This is a genomic window from Pararhizobium sp. DWP1-1-3, from assembly GCF_049896125.1.
Taxonomy (GTDB): domain Bacteria; phylum Pseudomonadota; class Alphaproteobacteria; order Rhizobiales; family Rhizobiaceae; genus Pararhizobium.
Map to the genome: position 1 here is coordinate 238,221 of NZ_JAFCTR010000008.1, position 16,755 is coordinate 254,975.

A 16,755-nucleotide genomic window follows, 5' to 3' on the forward strand; every position below is an offset into this window, starting at 1 on the left:
GGCGTCTTGTGAGCCTGTTGCGTCTACAGAAAACTTAGACATGGGGACCGTTGGTGAGATTTATCGAGGCATCGCCGATAAGCCGCTCACCAACTTCATGCTTTCTGTGCCAACCCGTCGGTTGACCGGCCCACCCGCCCCGGCTCGGATGACCGCATTTAAAAACGCTTCACGTGCCAGAAGGCACATGCCTTCGTTATCTAGGGCGGCAGAGGCAAAGCTCCGCCGCGCGATGATACGCGGATCGTCGCTCGGGCCAGTCGATAAGGAGCGCCATGAGCGCTGCATAGGGACCATGGATGGTCTGCCGACCCGCCATGGGCAAGTGAACAATAACAGGTTTCCAAGTTGTCACGGCTAATCTCCAACTCCGATGTCTGCTCAAGTGAGGCCAACCAAACCGACGCTACGTTGTTCCCCCTGTCGTTAAATTTCCGATCGACGGTCTCCCCCATACATCGTCGGCGCGCATTAGAGTCCAGGCCGTCGACCCTTGCCGACAGTATCCGCCGAGATAAGGAACATTAGCCCGCAACGGCAGGTTCGCGGACAACCGCGGAACAAGGTAGGTTCTGACATCGATCGTCAAGGGCTTGAATTCAGCGGGGGAACGCAGTGCTGGCTACAATGTGTGCGACTTCAATTGCGTTTTACGATTGTCGAAAACAGCATCCTCGCCGGACTTGGCATCCGTCGCGGTGGCGATAAAATGATGGGTCCATCGTTCAATCGTTCGAAGTCGATGAGCCTTTCCAGCGTCGCATATAGGGCGACGCATCAAAAAGTGCTGGCAGGCGGTCCGTGAGCGCCGATTGGAAGTCAAGCAATCTTGGTCCAACGAGGCGCGGTCCTCCAATGGCTAGCGCGGTTCAATCATAAGCTTGGGGATACAGTCGGAAATTTCACGCGCCAAAAAACCGAGGGGCCCCACCTTTTGAGCTAGATGTGAACCTGCTTGGCCGTGAAGGAAACCCCCCCATATGGCCGCTGTCACCGGTTGGGTTCCACGCGCCGCCAATCTCGTGATAATGCCGGCCAGAACATCGCCAGAGCCAGAGGTTGCCAGACCTACGCCACCCCCTTCGTAGCGCCAGATGCCATCTGGAGCGGTTACAGCGATGAAGAAAGACTGCATTTCGACGGTGGACCCGATCGAATCTTGGCTCAGGCGCAACGTTCCAACCCGCACTAAAATCCGGATAGACAAAGGTTCCTTGTTCGAAACCAATATTCAACCTCTTAGCAATATATCACATCTGATATCTCGTCTGAACCGACGAGACAGCTCGGGAGGAGCAAAAATGTCGTGGGACGATCAGCACAACTGCCGTATCCAGGAGCGAAAAAGCTGTTCGCGTTCGGGAGGCTTCGGACTAACTTGGGCTGGAAGCGGACCTGCTGTTAATGCCATCAAGCAGATCCTGGGTGTCGCTTCGAGGCGAGCTAGAACGCATTCTACTATCTTGCCAGTAAAGAACGTAACTTCGGCCACAGGTCGAGTGAACGCCCGCGAACTTTACCAAGCCCTTTCAACAGATCAGATCTGGCCCGCATTTCAGCCGTTGGTCGATTTCCATCACGGCAAAATAATCGGTTTCGAAGTGCTCGCTCGCTGGACACACCCCGTCCGCGGCGCCATCTCCCCTGCTGATTTCATTCCGGTAGCAGAAGCTGCCGGGCACATCGACCTTCTTACTGAGCGGATCGTATCGAGCGCATGTAGGCAGGCAGGCGTATGGGGCGACGATTTCTCGCTGGCATTCAACATTTCTGCAATGCAATTCAAAGACCCTGGTCTGTTCTCCTGGCTTGCGAGAATAATAGGCGCGCCATGTTTCCCGTTAAACCGCATCGAGATCGAAGTTACCGAAAGCGCGCTAATCGAACACACCGATGTCACCCTCGCCACAATGGCGTCGATGCGCAGCGTCGGCATGCGACTTGCGCTTGACGATTTCGGGACTGGATTTGCAAGCCTTAGCCGGCTCCACTCGTTCCCTTTCGATAAGATCAAGATCGACTGTAGTTTTGTGCGCAGCTTGGTCAGCGACAGCGGCAGCCGGCGTATTGTGGCGTCGGTGGTAGGGCTTGGTCAAAACCTGGGACTAACTGTGGTAGCGGAAGGCGTGGAAACCCAGCAGCAGGCTCATATACTAAAGCGGATGGGCTGTGATGTCGCTCAAGGTTGGCTCTTTGGGAAGCCACTTCCTGCAAAGCAAGCCGGAATACTTTTCGCGAGAGAGGAGCAAACTGACGGCACGGCCCTTCTCCCGGTGGTGCCTCAGTTTCAGCGCATCCATCAATTGGAGGCCTTGTATCAAACTGCACCGATCGGGCTTTGCCTGCTTGGTGCAGATTTAGTTCATTTGAGCGTCAATGATCGCTTTGCTGCGATGCTGAAGCTCACACCGGAGCAGATGATTGGAAAAAGGGTCCAGGAATTCTTGCCGCTGCAGGAAGCTGACAGGATCGAGGCCATATTGAAAAACGCGCTTGCTGGCGAGGGGACCGGCCCGCTGGAGTTCCAAAGTCCGAGCGGAGGCGTGTATCTGGTTATAAATGAACGGGTTAACGATGATGCGGGAGACACCGTTGGAATCTCGGTGACAGCTATTGACATCACGCAAAAGAAGGCTTTCGAGGGATTGCTGCTTCATCATGAAGATCAGTTCCGGCAATCCCTGGCACTTGGACCCAGTATTCTCTGGGAAGCTGATGAAACGGGAAAGCTAATCGATATCAGTCCAACAGAAGAGCGGGACGTGCTCGAAGTTGAAGAAAGAATCCTTGCGTGGCAGGACCGCATCCACCCGGACGACCAAATCCGTGTCAGGACTGAGTGGCTGGCGCACCTCGGGTCTCCAGATCCGTTCAAGACCCGTTTTCGCTTGCGGCTTCCCAACGGGGCTTGTCGGTGGGTATCCAGTAAAGCCTTACCGAGCGAACCGACGCAAAGTCGAGGTAGACGGTGGTACGGCGTTATTAACGACATATCAGAGCAGGTGGCCCTGGAAGAACTGATTACAAAGTTGAGCCGTTTCGAGGAGGAGCCATATTCTGTATGCGCCCCGGAATATGCTGTTGCCCACTGTCGACTGCATGAGCCTGCAGGATCGTAATATCATTTATAAGAGATCACGTGGAGCAAAAGGTGACAATCGCGGCGGTAGGGGGTGCGTAGCTCACACAACGTTGGTGCTCATGCCCTGTCTTGAATCAAGTCAACGTTCTTTTTACGAGCGGGTTCCTCGACCACGAATGTAATTTCAAAAACCAAGCCATCCGGGCGGTAGTCCGGGAGACACGTGGCGTTCGCCGTCGCTGGAAATGCCCGCTCGATGAGGACCGAGCCGAAACCCTTCCGTGTGGGTGGGGCAACTGTCGGGCCACCCACCTCCCTCCAAAAAAATGGACCCTTCCGCCCTGCTGCCGTACTTCGTTGCGTTGGTGGCAAGCTCCAACGACAACGGAAGCGCAAGCTCTGCTAAAGGACGACGTCGGAGTGGGCACAGCCGTCGGGGACACCGCAGACGAGCCGAAAAAGCTGATCGAAGCTGCCGATAAGGCTTTATATTCCGCCAAAGCTGCTGGGAGGGAAACTTGTCACTGTGGGGGAATCCAACGAAAGTCGTCGTAAAGCGCTTAAACGCTAATCGTGTGGAGATCCAGGACGAGCGCCAACAATGGTTGGCAAGTAGCGCTCAGCTCGAGTGAGATTGTAGAGGCGCGACACGGGTGGGTATCCAGCATGGAGCGTGCCCCAACTAATGTTCGAGCGGCAGCTAATTCTGCTCTCTGCGAGATTATCCTCGTGAAAATTTCTCGTAGGGCGCAGTCACCGTACATATCAATCCTGAGACAGAATATTCTAGAGTAACTTTCGCTTCCAACTCTGACGCAAGCGCGCGTTCGATCATTTTCGAGCCAAATCCAGAACGCTGGGGTGGCTGAACGGGCGGCCCCCCACGTTCAGTCCATTGGAACTGGAACAGGGGGCCAGCTTCATCTGCAGAACTTGTCACCAGCCATAAGACAGCGACGCTGCCTTCGCTCGTGCTCAAAGCACCGTATTTAACAGCGTTGGTGCACATCTCGTGCAGGGCCATGCTGAATGCCAGCGCGGCTTTTGCTGGCACCATGATTTCAGCTCCGGACAATGTGAATACGGACCTGTCGGGTCGATCGAAAGGAGCGACCGTGGTCGCCACGAGCTCCGCCAGTCTAGCCGCCTGCCATTCGTCTTTCATAAGCAGCCGGTGAGCTTCGCTCATTGCGCTCAAGCGTCGGTCAAACGACTGAACCGCGGCATTGGTCAGCTCCTTAGAACGAAACGTTTGCCGGGCGACAGCCTGCACCATTGCCAGGATATTTTTGACCCGGTGGTCAAGCTCACCCACCAGCAGTTCACGCTGCTGCTCGGCCTTCTGGCGCTCGGCACGGCTGGATATCAGTTCGTCCATAAAATCGTCGATTGCCTGGCCGACCAGGCCGAACTCACCGGCTTTAGCGGTCATGCCTGTTCGCGCGCCAACGTCGCCCGCACGCCATGCGCGAACTGTGGTCACCAGCCGGCCTACGGGGTCATGGATCAATTGCTTGCTGCTTAGCCATGCGACCAGGTAGGCGACGGACAGCCCTAGAAAGGCGATAAGCAGGCTGACGATGGTTGTTCGGTCTATCGCCCTATAGGCATCAGCTGTGGAGACGCCCGCACTAATGTAGAGCCCCACAGGAGCAACAGTGACTGGCTTATAGCCAATGATCCGCTGCGTACCGTCCTGGCTGGTAACCTCAAGCGTTCCTGTTTTGTCGGCATGGACGAGGTGTTGGAACGCATCGGGAATACGAGTGCCTACAAAGACCTCAGGCTTTGGCTCACGGGCCAGAACGACACCGTTACGGTCCGCAATAGTCAGCGCATCTTGGCCCTGGAACTCCCGATCGCGCAAGCGTTGCCCAAGCCACTTAAGGTCTAACGCCCCGATTACCGCGCCCAGCAATTCACTTTTATCGTTGCGGATGGGAACGGCCATTGGGAGCACCTGGGCCCCGCTAACCCTCCCGTTGGTAAAACCACCTATGACGAATTTTCCTGAAGTCATGGCTTCTTGAAAGTAGGGTCGGTCCTTAAGTGATGTCCCCACGCCCTTCGCCTCTTTGCGGCAAATAATGATGCCGTCCGCGTTAACGACGGAAATGCCCGAGAACTCTCGCATGTTCGCGGCAACTCTTTCCAGGAACGCACTACATTCCGGCCCGTCAAACCGTTGCACAACTGGCGCGGACGATACCGTCGTCAAAACATTTTCCAAGCCTGTGACGATCCGCCTGATCTCCAACGCTGCCAGTTGCTCCGACTGCATGGCATCGGCGTGCAATTCAAGCCGCTTCTCCGTACGTTTCGAAGCGACATTGTAAAACAGGATGAACGCGGCCGGCATGAGGGCCAGCGTCGTCAGGACAAAAAGGCGGCGGGAGAGTTTAGCGGTCGGAATGGCGGATCCCCGAAATTGAGAAGATACGAATAGTGTCATCGCGGAATGCAGCGAGCAAGTCAGGAGTGGCGAGCGTTCATCAACTGGGCAAGGGCAACAACAACCTGCGACAGGGCCATGGGCTTAGTTAACATTACGCTCTCCGGAACCCCCATCGACGTCCAGTTGGCAGCGCTGTCACCGCTCATATACACCACCGGAAGTCCCGGGATAAGCTCACGCGCCTTTTTCGCGACTGCCCAGCCATCCGCCCCGTTTCCGAGCCGAATGTCGGTTACCATCGCGCTAAAAGGCGCTCCCATTGAGGAAAGTGCCTCAAGTGCCTGCTCACCTGAAGACGTCATCGTCACGGTATACCCTGCATCGATCAAGGCAGATTCAACATCAAGCGCCAAAAGCGGCTCATCCTCGACTAGAAGTACCGAAATTGTGTCCATAGATACCCCGGTTGTTGCGCGATCAATATTGAACTTAGATAGGGCAAATTCGTACAGAGGGAAGACCGGCTGCTGAGCGGTATCAGTCAGGAACCATGCAAAAGACAACTAATGAAATCGGCCCTCTTAGCGGCTATCCCGCCTTTGACTTCAGCAACATCGTCGATAGCCTCGGTGGGCGTTGAGCGTGGATTTCTGAACGGCTCGACCATCTTGGGACTTAGGCTCGACGCCTCGATGTGATCGACAACAAGGAACACGATGCTTTTCTCGTCTAGCTGTTAATCGGCCGCTGCCGCCGCGGACGAACTTGGCAGGTCCAAGGATTGCGGGAGGCGCTACGGGCGGGCCGGAGGCAGCATTGGAAGCGCTTCTCCACACTGGCTGTCGAGCAGTCAACCGGAGCACGCGGTTGGGCAAGCGTCGCTGGGTCAACGCGATCGCAAGTCTGCTTTCCCCGCGCCACTGCAGCCCACTGATATATCATTCGCGCGAGACGGGCGGCGGAACTTTCTGAAGAAATTCCGGTTCTTCGCAAGTCTAGACTCGGGCGCTTTTAATATGGATAGGCCGTCATAGGGGAGCCGCATGAAGCAGAACTGGCCGAAACAAATCTGGATCGTGCGCCACGGCGAAAGTGCTGGGAACGTTGCTCGTGATGCCGCCGATCTTGCAGGCCATGCCCGCATTGACATCGCAGAACGGGATGTCGACGTCCCCTTGAGCGCGCTTGGCCAACAGCAGTCGGACGCCCTCGCAGCATGGTTCGGCGATCTGCCCTTATCGGAACAGCCCAATGTCATTTTGGCGTCGCCATACAAACGGGCCGTCCGGACGGCGGAAACCATTGCCCAGCAGCTGTCCGCGTCGACCGGAATTCCAGTTAGCGTCGACGAGCGGCTGCGGGAAAAAGAGTTCGGTGTTCTTGACCGGCTGACGCGGCGGGGTATCGAGGAGCTGTATCCGGATCAGGCAGAGTTCCGGCAAATACTGGGAAAGTTCTATCATCGGCCACCGGCTGGGGAGAGCTGGTGCGACGTCATTTTGCGGCTGCGAAGCGTGCTCGATACGATCAGCCTCCATTATGCCGACCAACGCGTCCTCATCGTTGCCCATCAGGTTGTCGTCTTATGCATGCGCTACATCATCGAGAACCTATCCGAAGAGCAGATCCTAGAGATCGATCGCCAGGGCGACGTATCGAACTGTGCTGTCACCGAATACGTGGCGAGCTCCGACAAGGACGTCGGAGGCGGGCTGGTGCTGAAGCGCTACAATTTCGTGGCGCCGCTTGTCGAAGCCGGAGCGCCGGTGACGGCTAAAAAAGATGCCAACGTGGCGGCTCGATGATGGAGGTTCAGATCATCGACGAGCGTCTTCTGAAAACTCTGCCACTGCCGCAACCTGCAGAAGGTAAAAAGGAAGAGCGAGGCCGTGTGTGCATTATCGGCGGCAGTAGAGAAGTTCCCGGAGCTGTCTTCCTGGCAGCCTTGGGAGCTATGCGGGCCGGCGCGGGCAAGCTACAGATTGTCACGGTCGAGAGCCGCGCCGGAGCTTTGGCCGTCGCGATGCCCGAGGCTTTGGTCATCGACTTGCCGGAGACGCCAGCAGGCGGACTGCAATCTGAGCCGGTGGCGTTCGTGGCCTCAAGGTGGGCTAACACACACGCTTTGCTCGTTGGACCGGGAATGGTGGAAGAACAAGATTGCCACGAAATTCTGAAATCTCTTCTCGATAGCAGCAGCGAAGCAGTGCTTGTCGTCGACGCCGGCGCCCTCCCGCGGATCACCGAGCTCGGCGAGGGCCTGCGCCGGTATGCCGGCCGGGTCATCATCACCCCTCATGCGGGCGAAATGGCGAACCTGCTGAGCGTAGACAAAGAGCTGGTCGAGGCCGATCCTATGGCAGCGGCTTCACGCCTGACGGACAAATTCGGTGTGATCGTCATCATGAAGGGCAGCAAGACGGTCATAACAGCACCGGACGGAATCTGGCGCTATGAAGGCGGTGGTGTCGGTCTGGCGACCTCCGGCTCTGGTGATGTTCTCGCCGGGATCGTGGCTGGACTAGCAGCGCGGGGAACCAAGCCGGTGGCCGCCGCCACGTGGGGTGTTTTCCTTCATGGGGAAGCAGGAGCGCAGCTCGCAAGGACGGTGGGACCGCTTGGTTTTCTGGCCCGTGAAATCCCGAACCTGATACCGAAGCTGATGAGCGAGACGCGGTAAAGTTGGTCCGCTCTGCGTGGTTCCAAAAGGCGCGTCCTTGATGGGTTGGAAGCGCCTCCCGTCGACAGCAACGACATGCATGTCGATGCCTGGTATGAAGCTCTTGCTGGTATCGGTCTGACGTTCGAGCGAACCGTTATCCACGATCAGATCGGCAAGGGTGCGGATATGTTGCTACCCGCACTGATGCCAGAACTGGACGAGGCGACGCGAGAAACGCTCAGCGCGGCGCACGATGACATCTTCAAAATGAGGTTTCGGAGCAACGTGCGGCCGTTTCCAAAAGCTCGTGACCTTCTCGCCCATGCGCATGGGCTCGGACAGGAAGTTGTGTTGGCGTCCTCCGCTTCGAAGGACGATCTCGATATTTATCTCGACCTTCTTCAGATTCGAGATCTGGTCGCTGTGATGACGAGCGGCGATGAGGTAGAAAACACCAAGCCGGCCCCTGAAATTTTCTCGAAAGCTCTTCAGAAGCTCCAAGGAATTACTCCTTCAGAGGCAATCGTCGTGGGGGATACGCCATACGACATGGAAGCTGCTGGAAAATGCGGTATCGCCACCGTCGCGCTCAGATCCGGCGGTTTGCCGACGAGGTCCTCATGGAGGCGGGGGCGGTCAGGATCTACGATGATGTTGCTGCTCTGCTCGCCGACTATGAAAAACTCGCCACTTGGCCAGTGATCCATGCAAGCCCTGCCGCGAGCGGGGTAAGGGTCCGACGTCGCGGCTACGAAAAATCCCAGGGAACGCAGATGTCGACATCCAGCACTAAGACACCCGATCAGGAGGCCCAACCTTCCAGCAACATGTCTGAAGAGGACAAACGGGAAGTCAGTGACAGGGGCGCCGGATCGGCCCGAGTGGTCCACGAGGTCGTCCGGCTGCAGGGCGACGAAGAACTTGGTCGCCCCGTCCGGTCGTTGTTGTTTTCCGGCTGATGCGCCTTGGAGGAGCTGATCGTTTCTTTCGGTTACACCGTCGGCTTCGTCATTGTAATCCTGGGCAACCTGCAATTATTCACTGAGACGACCGTGACCGCTGTTCTTCCCCTCGCGACGCATCCTACCGCACGTAACTTCAGTCGCCTCCTACGCCTATGGGCCGTCATATTCTTCGCAAACATGCTCGGCACCATGGTGGCGGCGTTGATCGCTAAGGAGATAATCGTCGGACCCGATGAGCTCGGAACCGCACTGGAGATATCCAGAGTGGTTCTCAAGCATGATTTCCTGGCAACCTTGTTGTTGGCAACGCCGGCGGGGTTTTTGATTGCCTCATCGCATGGATACTGCCCAATGCCCGCGGCAACGAGTTCTGGGTGATTGTGCTGGTCACATACGTGATCTCACTTGGCGGTTTCAGCCATGTCATTGCCGGCTCTGGAGAAGCCTGATTGCTGATGCTCGCGGGCGAAACGACCTTCTTGGGCGCGGTCAGCGGATTTATTTTCCCGTCCCTCCTCGGCAAAATCGTCGGCGGAACAGGGCTCTTTGCAGTCGTTGCTCATGGCCAGGTGCGAGATGAAATATAAAAGTAAACCAGCGAGGCGGTGCCTTACGAACAGACGACCGCTGCAGTGGCACGGATGTAGGACGACGCGGTTTCGGTGAAAACCAACCGCAACCGGGTTGCCGCCCGATGCAGCGAACAAGGTATTGTAAAAGCTCTTGCCCGCTCAACAAGACCACGCCCTATCGCGAATTTATTGCTCATAGGTTCAAGTTTAGGCGACTCTAGGCCTTCCGTCACGCGCTTCCGGAGGCGGCGGCGACTATAAAACGAGGAAAGAAGCCAAAAATCTCCCGCAAGGGTTAAAGCTCGCCGCGAAGTTTCCATCGATGCAAAAAATGGGCGCGGATCGATCCTACTTTCTACCGGGCGAACTTTTCCTAGACCATTGTCGTCAAGGGTGTTGTCTCTTCGTTTTTAAAAGCGGTCGTCGCGGCTCCGACCGCTGCGCTTCATTGCGTACCATCCAGCCGGTTTACCGGGCAGAGTATTTCTCCTCCCACCCACCGGTCGCATAGTCCACAGGCAAAGAGCTCAGCGTTTTGGCGGCTTATCGAAGTCCTTCCTCAGTTCGTCCTTTGCCCGGTCAAGCGTTATTAGCCGAGATTTCGACAGCCCCTTACCGGCAGGCACGATATAGAAAGTCAGCATCGACATGGCAGACTGAAATGGGCTCGCCTTACGGCGGTCGCTGTGTTCGGCGGACTGTTGCAGGGACTTGGCAATTTTGTCAGACCTCAATGGTTGGTGGAAACGTCACGCTTGCCCGATAACCTGCCTGAAGTCGTTCGATGTTCCGGACGGCAAGGGCGGGTCAGAACAAGTTGACGGCTGGCTTATGCTGCCTCCCGCGGATCGTGCGGGTCCGTATCCGCTCCTGGTCGACATTTTCTGCATTGCAACCGGGTCGCAGCTTCGGTTCGCGGCATCGAAGAGAAAATTGTCGCCTATCTTCATGACGTCGTCGCAAAGAGGGCGAGATGGTCGCTTGAGTAATTGAGGGCGGAAGGCTTTTCCGATGCAATCACCTCGGCTGTTGATGCCCTAACGTGCGCCGCGCGGCGTTAAATAGTCTCGGAAGGACCATAAAAAGAAGCCGATCTCAAGGACAACCTTGAGCAAGCAGAGGCGAGCGGGAGGACACAACGAAATGCGATGCTGAAGGTTTTGCAGGACTAGCAGCCAAGACCTGCCGGAATTTGGGCGGTCCGTTCCGGATCCCGATTCAGGCGGCTCACAGTTGCGCAGTAGAGGCTCGACAACCTTTCCAGGGTGTCGAGCCAATTTTAGGTATGAGAATGGCGTTTAGGGTTGCCCTGGTTTTTGTTCGGTCATCCCGTGTTTGAACGAATCGACCTCTTCAACGACACGATCTTTGATGATGTCATGGGTATCGGAGGCCACTTCAACAACCTTATCGTAGGCTTCAGACGCAACCTCTTTTCCCCGGTCAACGACATCTTTCGAAGCAGCCGTGACTTTATCCTTCGTGCTGTCGGCGGCGTCACCAAGTAGGTCGTCCTCCATCTCGGTATGGGGAAGAGCTGCGCCTATGGCTGCTCCGACCGCGAAGGCGAGAGCACCTCCAACAAGAGGCTGATCCCGGAACTGCCTAAGTATAGCGTCGTTCAGCTTGTCGGTTTGTCCGCGCAACGAAGCGGTGGCGGAGGACGTTTGGTTTGACACGGAACTTACCGCTCCAGATGCCGCAGCACTCATGTCGCTCGCCGCGCCTTTTGCTCGCTCCCATTTATCGGAAAGCCAGCCGGATGCAGCGTCGAGCATAGCGCCCGTCTCGTCGGCGATCTGTTCGACCTGTTTGCCGCTAGCATCTGCGAAGCCCCGGTATGTTGCCCCTGCTTCATCAACGAAATGGCCAGCACGGCGGCCCGTCTCATCTGTCAGGGCTTTGAGTTTCTTGCCGGTGCTGTCAGAGAAGTAACTGTATCGCGATCCGTTTTCGGCTTCAGGAGGGCCGAGACGGCGTAGGGGGCCGTCGGCACGATAAAGAGGATACTCTGAAACACCTTGTGACCCAGCGGATGTCGCAGCTGGCGTCGAACCCTTTGCCATCAGCCAAGCTAGGCTGACACCCATCAAAGCGACGGGCAGCGGGTTGTTCTTGAGAGCCTTTCCAAGGTTGCTGGCATACTCACCGCCCCCGCTGCCTTTCGCGTAGGCCAGAACCTCATCAATCATTTGGCCCGGCGACATCCGTTCCTGGATAGCGTCAATGCGATTTCCGATGCGCTGGCGATCCTGGTCAATCTCCCTTTGGAGGTCGGCCGATGTTTTCTCGGTTGAAGTTTCCATCAGATTTTCTCCTTCACAGCATCAACATCACGGCGAAGCGACGTTGCGGTTCGATTAAGGGTCATGTTGGTTCCACGAAGGGCCGCGAGGCCGCGTGAAACAAGCGCCCAAGCAATCAAAGCGACCACAATCCCAACGATAAAGGAAGCCAAGGCGGTCGCACCTGTATCGCTGAAGCCCTGTGTTACGAGAAAAGCGGCAAGACCGCCGACAACGGCGCTCAGAAGCACGCCAACTGCTCCGATAGCCAAGACAAGCCCGATAATGAGGACTTCGACCCCGCTCATGGCCTTCGAGAGTTTTTCCGAAGCTTCAGTCTTGGCGAGATCGATTTCCTTGCGAAGCAGTCCGGTGACATCAGTGACAAGTCCTCCGAGTAGCTCGGAAAGAGGGGCATTCTCAGGAGACTTAGCCATTTTCCTGACCTCCGGTCCGGTTGGAAGCAAAGGTAGTCGCAGGAGCATTGGGCGTCACGGAGGGTGTCCTCTTGGCGGACGCGGTGAGAAAGCGACTGGCGGTCAGTCCGGCCAGCGCGGCAATGCCGAGGAAAGCCAACGGTTGCCTGCGGCCGAATTCCTCGGCCATGTTGGCGATCTCGCCGATGTCCTTACCTTCCATCTGTTTCGCGAAGCCTTGAACGCTTTGCCCGATTTGCTTGACGTAGCGACCGACTTCTGCCTGATCAGACCCCTCCAGTTCAGTGCCTACTTTTTGAAGCGCGGTCGCGACCCCGCCGACCTGCCGTGCGGCAAAGGTTGCCTGTTCTGCGACCACGTCCTTCACTTTCTCGACAGCGCTGTCCGCGCCAGTCTTGATCGTGTCCGTTGCCGCTGAGATGTCATGGGCAACCTTGTCCTTCAGGTCCGTGAACGATGCTTGAGGTTCCGTGACTGAAGGCGATGTTCGCAACGATGCACGTGACGCGTCAGTCGGTTCGTTAAATTCACTCGGCATGTGAGCCTCCCATGGTGAAAAAACGGCGGTCGCCGTACCCTTGAACCATGAATTCTCGGCTTTTGTTCCGATGAGAGCCCCGGCAGCCATTTTATTCAGGAATTGGCGACGACGACTTCATTTCCGGCTATTAGGAGATGGTTGTTTGATCAGAAGTCACCATAACGGTCACCTCGCTGGCACTGCCAACGAGGTGGCTAAAGCGCATCCCGGAGCGCCGTCCATTGTTTCAAGGCCTGAGTTGCTTACCTTCGAGTTCATAATGCCGGACGATATAATGGAAATCGGTAGTACGCAAACAGGAGGAGTGTGGATGATGCCCTTCAGCTTTAAGTTTAGAAGCCAATCGTCTTCTCATCGCTTACGAGTGTTATGGAATCCTAACCCCGTGCGCCGCTTTCTTCCCGACCTTGTGGGTGGGATGTCTAGTTCCGGAATCGTCGAGGTAGAGGTTCAAGGTGACAGAAGGCAATCTCTCGTGGCAGTCGATCGGATTCGTTCTCCTCGACTTCTGATACCCGCGAATACATAATTTTTGCTCACTAACAATTCATTCATCCACCGTGATGTCGCTAGCTGGTCAAGCTTGCGGCGGTCGGTAAGGAATGTCGCACGTGCTGGCGGCAGTCAGGCGGCTGGTTCAGTCCTGACGACGGCGGTCGGTAAAAAGTCAAGCACAGCAGCCAGATCTTCGTTCAGCACCAGAAGGGCATCCTGTCGGTCTCGTACTAGTGCGCGAGGTGGTACCTGTGATTGCCGCCCTGGATACCGATCTGATCGCACGCGGTTGATCAGCGGAGAAGTCACAGGCGGCCCGTTAAACCAGCGAAAAGCGGTTCCTCACTCCCATGCCTATACTGTCTGTGCCACGGATCCTTGCCACGACTAGAGTGGTACGTCAGCTTTCCATAGACATCGGCCACGTCGGCTTCGATCAATGCGAGCTGGTCTCCCGATGCAAATCAGGGTCGTATCGTAGGCTAGAGAAATGTGCCGGATCCAGATCGCACTGCGCCGTCAGATCAGCCGGAGACGCAACGCGACCTTTGCTCTTGACCCGCTCGGTGATTTCAATTGCTCCAGCGCTCGGGGAGTCGCGTCTGTCGAGCACTCCCCCAAAGGAGGTAGGCGCCGATATCGCTTAATCTCTGTCCTAGATCCGTTTAGCAACCGTTCAAAGTTTTAGCCGACCAAAATAGGTGCCTGTCGTCGCGCGTCGGCGGCTCACCACGTGTCTCTAAAGTACCGAGTGCATATGACGCTCACGGCACCGCGGTTGGGGTTTCAGAATATTTCCAAGCCGGCTCTGCTCCTGGCATCTCGACACGAACAAACGTATGAGATGCTCCGTTTCTGCAAAGTAAAATTATATGGTCTTCGATCGTTTCGAGGATGAGAACCGAAAAAAGCTTCTCCCATGCAATGTCGTCGGTGACAGCAACTCCCTCCCCGACAATCAAAGACCTGACCATTTTCAGATCGAATGTCACCTCAGGTCGTTTGTTAAAGTACATAAAGCGTTCGATGGATAGCTGCGCGAACAACGTCAGGTTCGACAAAACTCGGCATTGGACCTCCATAAGTTAAACACCTTGCCTCAAAGCTAGCAATAGTGAGCAAATAACGCCGGCTACCCACTAACCTACGGCAACCCCCATTGGGGTTCTACAAGCGTAATCGCCAAGTTTTTTTTCACAGGCGAGCTACGCTGGGACGTAAATGACTTCAGCGTTCCAAGTCATCTATAAAAACTGTAAGGAACTCCTTACGCGCTCGGCCCTCAGTAATAGAATCAAACAAGTTCACGTGGCTGATTCGATCTATACTTGTGCCCTTGGTAGGTCTTTGCGCGATCCAAAATAGGGTTGCCGTTCAGTCCCACTTTCAGCGATCAAACGGCGAAGGCGGAGCAGATCTTTGCGTGCGACAAGCCCGCAGAGCTGTCCGCTCGCGGAATCGACGATGGGGATCCGGCCGATCCCGGTCATGAGCACGAGGTAGGCGACATAACCAACTGTATCATTGGGACGGGCGAGGGGTATTGAGGCGTCGGAGACGATGTCGCCAAGCGTCTGGTCTGACAAGCTCTTTGGTCTGCTGCCAGCGTAAGGCAACTCCTCATAGAACCTATGACAGTTGGAGCCTTAGCAGGCTTATCGCGCCGCATTCGGCAACCAAGCTAGTCGGCACGCTTGCCACGGCAGGATATGTATCTCGAAATCCCGACCCTTTTGACAAACGGAAACAAGCATCGGCTCTAACCGAAAAGGCGGACGAGCTAAAGCGGCTAACAGCAATCCACGTTGCTGAAATCAGAGTCGTGGCGCCTCGGCTGGTCGAGATCCCACGCGGTCTGGAGGAAGAAAAAAATACTCGGCGGAGCGCAGAGTCGTCGCCAACGGCAGTTTGGTGCTGCGGCGTCAAACCAGCCGGCAACTCGTCTCCGCGGAGATACCAACGTTGATTGAGCAGAGCTTAGGGCTCCTGGCACCAAGGGGCTACCCATTGGGGGGACAACATATCGGCGGCGTTTCGAAAGCAAGCTGAGACACCGGCTCTGCTTGGTGTCCCTGTCCTTGATTATTAGCTGTGGGAGATGTTAGAATGCGGCTTGGGGTTGTCAAAATTTGCAATTTCATGGGGAAGCAGATGTACGCCAAAAACGGGACAGATGCCTACAGAGCCGAATTAATTTTTGCGCACTACGGAATAGACGTCGAGACGCTCCAAGTGAGGAGTGTATGGCAGCGCCGAGATGGAATGCTTTGGATGGGGAGCTATGGCCATCTGGTGATGCCTGGTCGTCGAATGGAAACTGAATTATTACTTGTTTTTGGCCTCAGCGACGTTCGTACCGTAGCCGCAAGCTCGGTCGCAGCGGTAGGCGATCACATTCGATCGGAGCTTGAAGAACTTGCCGGCCAGAGACGACTTGAGCGTAATGGTCTGTCCCGTCGTTAGCTTAGTGGGACTTGATGCTCTTGTTAGTTTCAGCCGAATGATGGCGAAGGGACCGGTCTCGAGGTGTAAGGTCGGGAGGGAAACATTGAGGCCAAGAGCTGCCAAAGGCAACGAGAGACAGGAAGCTCTACAAATAGCTACGAGCCGCCGCAAGTAGGAATTTCGCTGCCTTGCCATTTCGACACCCTCCGTTGCCTTTACCGACACTCGGCACGCGGGTGTCCATGATCGTCGCACGCACCGATCAGCCGATCAAGACGAATGGAGAGCATATCGAGGCGGGCATAATTCCCGGCGGCCGCTGCGCCGTGCTGAAAGTCGTCGGCAACACCGATGATCTGGAGCCTGCCGCGCTTTACCTCTATCGCGATTGGCTGCCGGCCAGTGGCGAGGAAGCGAGGGATTTGCCCCTGTATTACCAGCGTCTCACCTTCTTTCCCGAAGCACCTGAACATGCGGGGAAGGCAGAGCTCTTCCTGCCCCTGAAATAGCGAACCTCTGTGGCGGCTTGTCCGTTTCTGTCCACGGCGGCGGACAAGCAGCTTTCAACCCGAACCTCCCGATCCGGCTAAACAGCGCGTTCGCTAAACGTGGACATTCCATCAGGCGAAACCGTAGCGGCCTTCACCGGATAGTTACGTCGAGCTACGGCTAGATCGGTTGCGATTTGCAGTCGGCGCAGTAGTGGCACTACAACTGGGTGGGAGCTCCGCTTCCTTTTAGGCGTCAGTTGGTGCACCGTGACGGCATGGCGCGCCGGTTATCAGCGCAAGGATAAGTCAAGCGCGGATGCTTACAGGAAAAACCAACTGAAAGCTTGTTCCAGGATACGTCGGATGCCATTCTGGCGACGCTCCC

The 16,755-nt window shown here is 56.2% G+C and carries 17 protein-coding genes and 2 pseudogenes; 8 read left to right on the forward strand and 11 right to left on the reverse strand.

What is annotated here, in order from left to right; genetic code table 11:
• Positions 1-196 precede the first annotated feature (196 nt).
• Both ACP7BS_RS18070 and ACP7BS_RS18075 read right to left on the reverse strand, forming a co-directional pair.
• Positions 197-355: a DUF982 domain-containing protein gene (locus ACP7BS_RS18070; RefSeq protein WP_426239202.1), complete on the reverse strand. Its 159-nt coding sequence runs from the start codon at positions 353-355 to the stop codon at positions 197-199.
• Positions 356-859: 504 nt separating this feature from the next.
• Entirely contained in the window at positions 860-1,135 is a 276-nt protein-coding gene (locus ACP7BS_RS18075) for an NAD(P)H-hydrate dehydratase (RefSeq protein WP_426239203.1), read from the reverse strand.
• Between ACP7BS_RS18075 and ACP7BS_RS18080 the strand changes: the two genes are divergently transcribed.
• Positions 1,119-3,119: a sensor domain-containing phosphodiesterase gene (locus ACP7BS_RS18080; protein WP_426239204.1), complete on the forward strand. Its 2,001-nt coding sequence runs from the start codon at positions 1,119-1,121 to the stop codon at positions 3,117-3,119. The two genes, ACP7BS_RS18075 and ACP7BS_RS18080, sit on opposite strands and share 17 nt — an antisense overlap.
• Positions 3,120-3,803: 684 nt before the next feature.
• Here ACP7BS_RS18080 and ACP7BS_RS18085 read toward each other — a convergent pair.
• Both ACP7BS_RS18085 and ACP7BS_RS18090 read right to left on the reverse strand, forming a co-directional pair.
• Positions 3,804-5,534 (reverse strand): sensor histidine kinase, encoded by a 1,731-nt coding sequence (locus tag ACP7BS_RS18085; RefSeq protein WP_426233635.1) that lies wholly within the window; start codon positions 5,532-5,534, stop codon positions 3,804-3,806.
• A 20-nt stretch (positions 5,535-5,554) separates the two neighbouring features.
• Complete coding sequence (locus ACP7BS_RS18090; RefSeq protein WP_426239205.1) at positions 5,555-6,040, reverse strand: response regulator; 486 nt, start codon at positions 6,038-6,040, stop codon at positions 5,555-5,557.
• Positions 6,041-6,520: 480 nt separating this feature from the next.
• On the opposite strand from ACP7BS_RS18090, the gene ACP7BS_RS18095 reads away from it, so the two are divergent.
• The 5 genes from ACP7BS_RS18095 to ACP7BS_RS18115 all read left to right on the forward strand — a co-directional run bounded on the left by ACP7BS_RS18095 (position 6,521) and on the right by ACP7BS_RS18115 (position 9,482).
• On the forward strand, positions 6,521-7,282 hold the full coding sequence (locus ACP7BS_RS18095) for a histidine phosphatase family protein (RefSeq protein WP_426233631.1): 762 nt from the start codon (positions 6,521-6,523) through the stop codon (positions 7,280-7,282).
• A complete protein-coding gene (locus ACP7BS_RS18100) occupies positions 7,279-8,157 on the forward strand; it encodes an NAD(P)H-hydrate dehydratase (protein ID WP_426239206.1) in 879 nt (292 codons plus the stop codon). The genes ACP7BS_RS18095 and ACP7BS_RS18100 overlap by 4 nt, the downstream gene beginning before the upstream one ends.
• Before the next feature lie 45 nt (positions 8,158-8,202).
• Positions 8,203-8,841: an HAD family hydrolase gene (locus ACP7BS_RS18105; protein WP_426239207.1), complete on the forward strand. Its 639-nt coding sequence runs from the start codon at positions 8,203-8,205 to the stop codon at positions 8,839-8,841.
• A 71-nt stretch (positions 8,842-8,912) separates the two neighbouring features.
• Complete coding sequence (locus tag ACP7BS_RS18110; protein WP_426233625.1) at positions 8,913-9,098, forward strand: hypothetical protein; 186 nt, start codon at positions 8,913-8,915, stop codon at positions 9,096-9,098.
• A gap of 6 nt (positions 9,099-9,104) precedes the next feature.
• Positions 9,105-9,482: a formate/nitrite transporter family protein gene (locus ACP7BS_RS18115; protein WP_426239208.1), complete on the forward strand. Its 378-nt coding sequence runs from the start codon at positions 9,105-9,107 to the stop codon at positions 9,480-9,482.
• 23 nt (positions 9,483-9,505) lie between these two features.
• Here ACP7BS_RS18115 and ACP7BS_RS18120 read toward each other — a convergent pair whose 3' ends face one another.
• From ACP7BS_RS18120 to ACP7BS_RS18150, 7 genes and pseudogenes are all read right to left on the reverse strand, one after another.
• Positions 9,506-9,667 (reverse strand): hypothetical protein, encoded by a 162-nt coding sequence (locus ACP7BS_RS18120; RefSeq protein WP_426239209.1) that lies wholly within the window; start codon positions 9,665-9,667, stop codon positions 9,506-9,508.
• 536 nt (positions 9,668-10,203) lie between these two features.
• A pseudogene (locus ACP7BS_RS18125) lies at positions 10,204-10,398 on the reverse strand (DUF3175 domain-containing protein); the annotation flags it as partial.
• Between the two features lie 576 nt (positions 10,399-10,974).
• The gene (locus ACP7BS_RS18130) at positions 10,975-11,982 is read right to left on the reverse strand and encodes a DUF3618 domain-containing protein (RefSeq protein WP_426233616.1); all 1,008 of its coding nucleotides are present in this window, start codon (positions 11,980-11,982) and stop codon (positions 10,975-10,977) included.
• A complete protein-coding gene (locus ACP7BS_RS18135) occupies positions 11,982-12,398 on the reverse strand; it encodes a phage holin family protein (RefSeq protein ID WP_426233614.1) in 417 nt (138 codons plus the stop codon). The genes ACP7BS_RS18130 and ACP7BS_RS18135 overlap by 1 nt, the downstream gene beginning before the upstream one ends.
• Positions 12,391-12,936 (reverse strand): nutrient deprivation-induced protein, encoded by a 546-nt coding sequence (locus tag ACP7BS_RS18140; protein ID WP_426233612.1) that lies wholly within the window; start codon positions 12,934-12,936, stop codon positions 12,391-12,393. The genes ACP7BS_RS18135 and ACP7BS_RS18140 overlap by 8 nt, the downstream gene beginning before the upstream one ends.
• A gap of 1,262 nt (positions 12,937-14,198) precedes the next feature.
• Positions 14,199-14,495, reverse strand: coding sequence for a hypothetical protein (locus ACP7BS_RS18145; RefSeq protein WP_426239210.1), 297 nt, complete (start codon positions 14,493-14,495; stop codon positions 14,199-14,201).
• Between the two features lie 261 nt (positions 14,496-14,756).
• On the reverse strand, positions 14,757-14,924 hold the full coding sequence (locus ACP7BS_RS18150) for a hypothetical protein (protein ID WP_426233655.1): 168 nt from the start codon (positions 14,922-14,924) through the stop codon (positions 14,757-14,759).
• A 616-nt stretch (positions 14,925-15,540) separates the two neighbouring features.
• On the opposite strand from ACP7BS_RS18150, the gene ACP7BS_RS18155 reads away from it, so the two are divergent.
• Together ACP7BS_RS18155 and ACP7BS_RS18160 are read left to right on the forward strand one after the other, a co-directional pair.
• Entirely contained in the window at positions 15,541-15,897 is a 357-nt protein-coding gene (locus ACP7BS_RS18155) for a hypothetical protein (protein WP_426239211.1), read from the forward strand.
• 227 nt (positions 15,898-16,124) lie between these two features.
• Positions 16,125-16,388 (forward strand): annotated as a pseudogene (locus ACP7BS_RS18160) (AraC family transcriptional regulator); the annotation flags it as partial.
• Positions 16,389-16,755 lie beyond the last annotated feature (367 nt).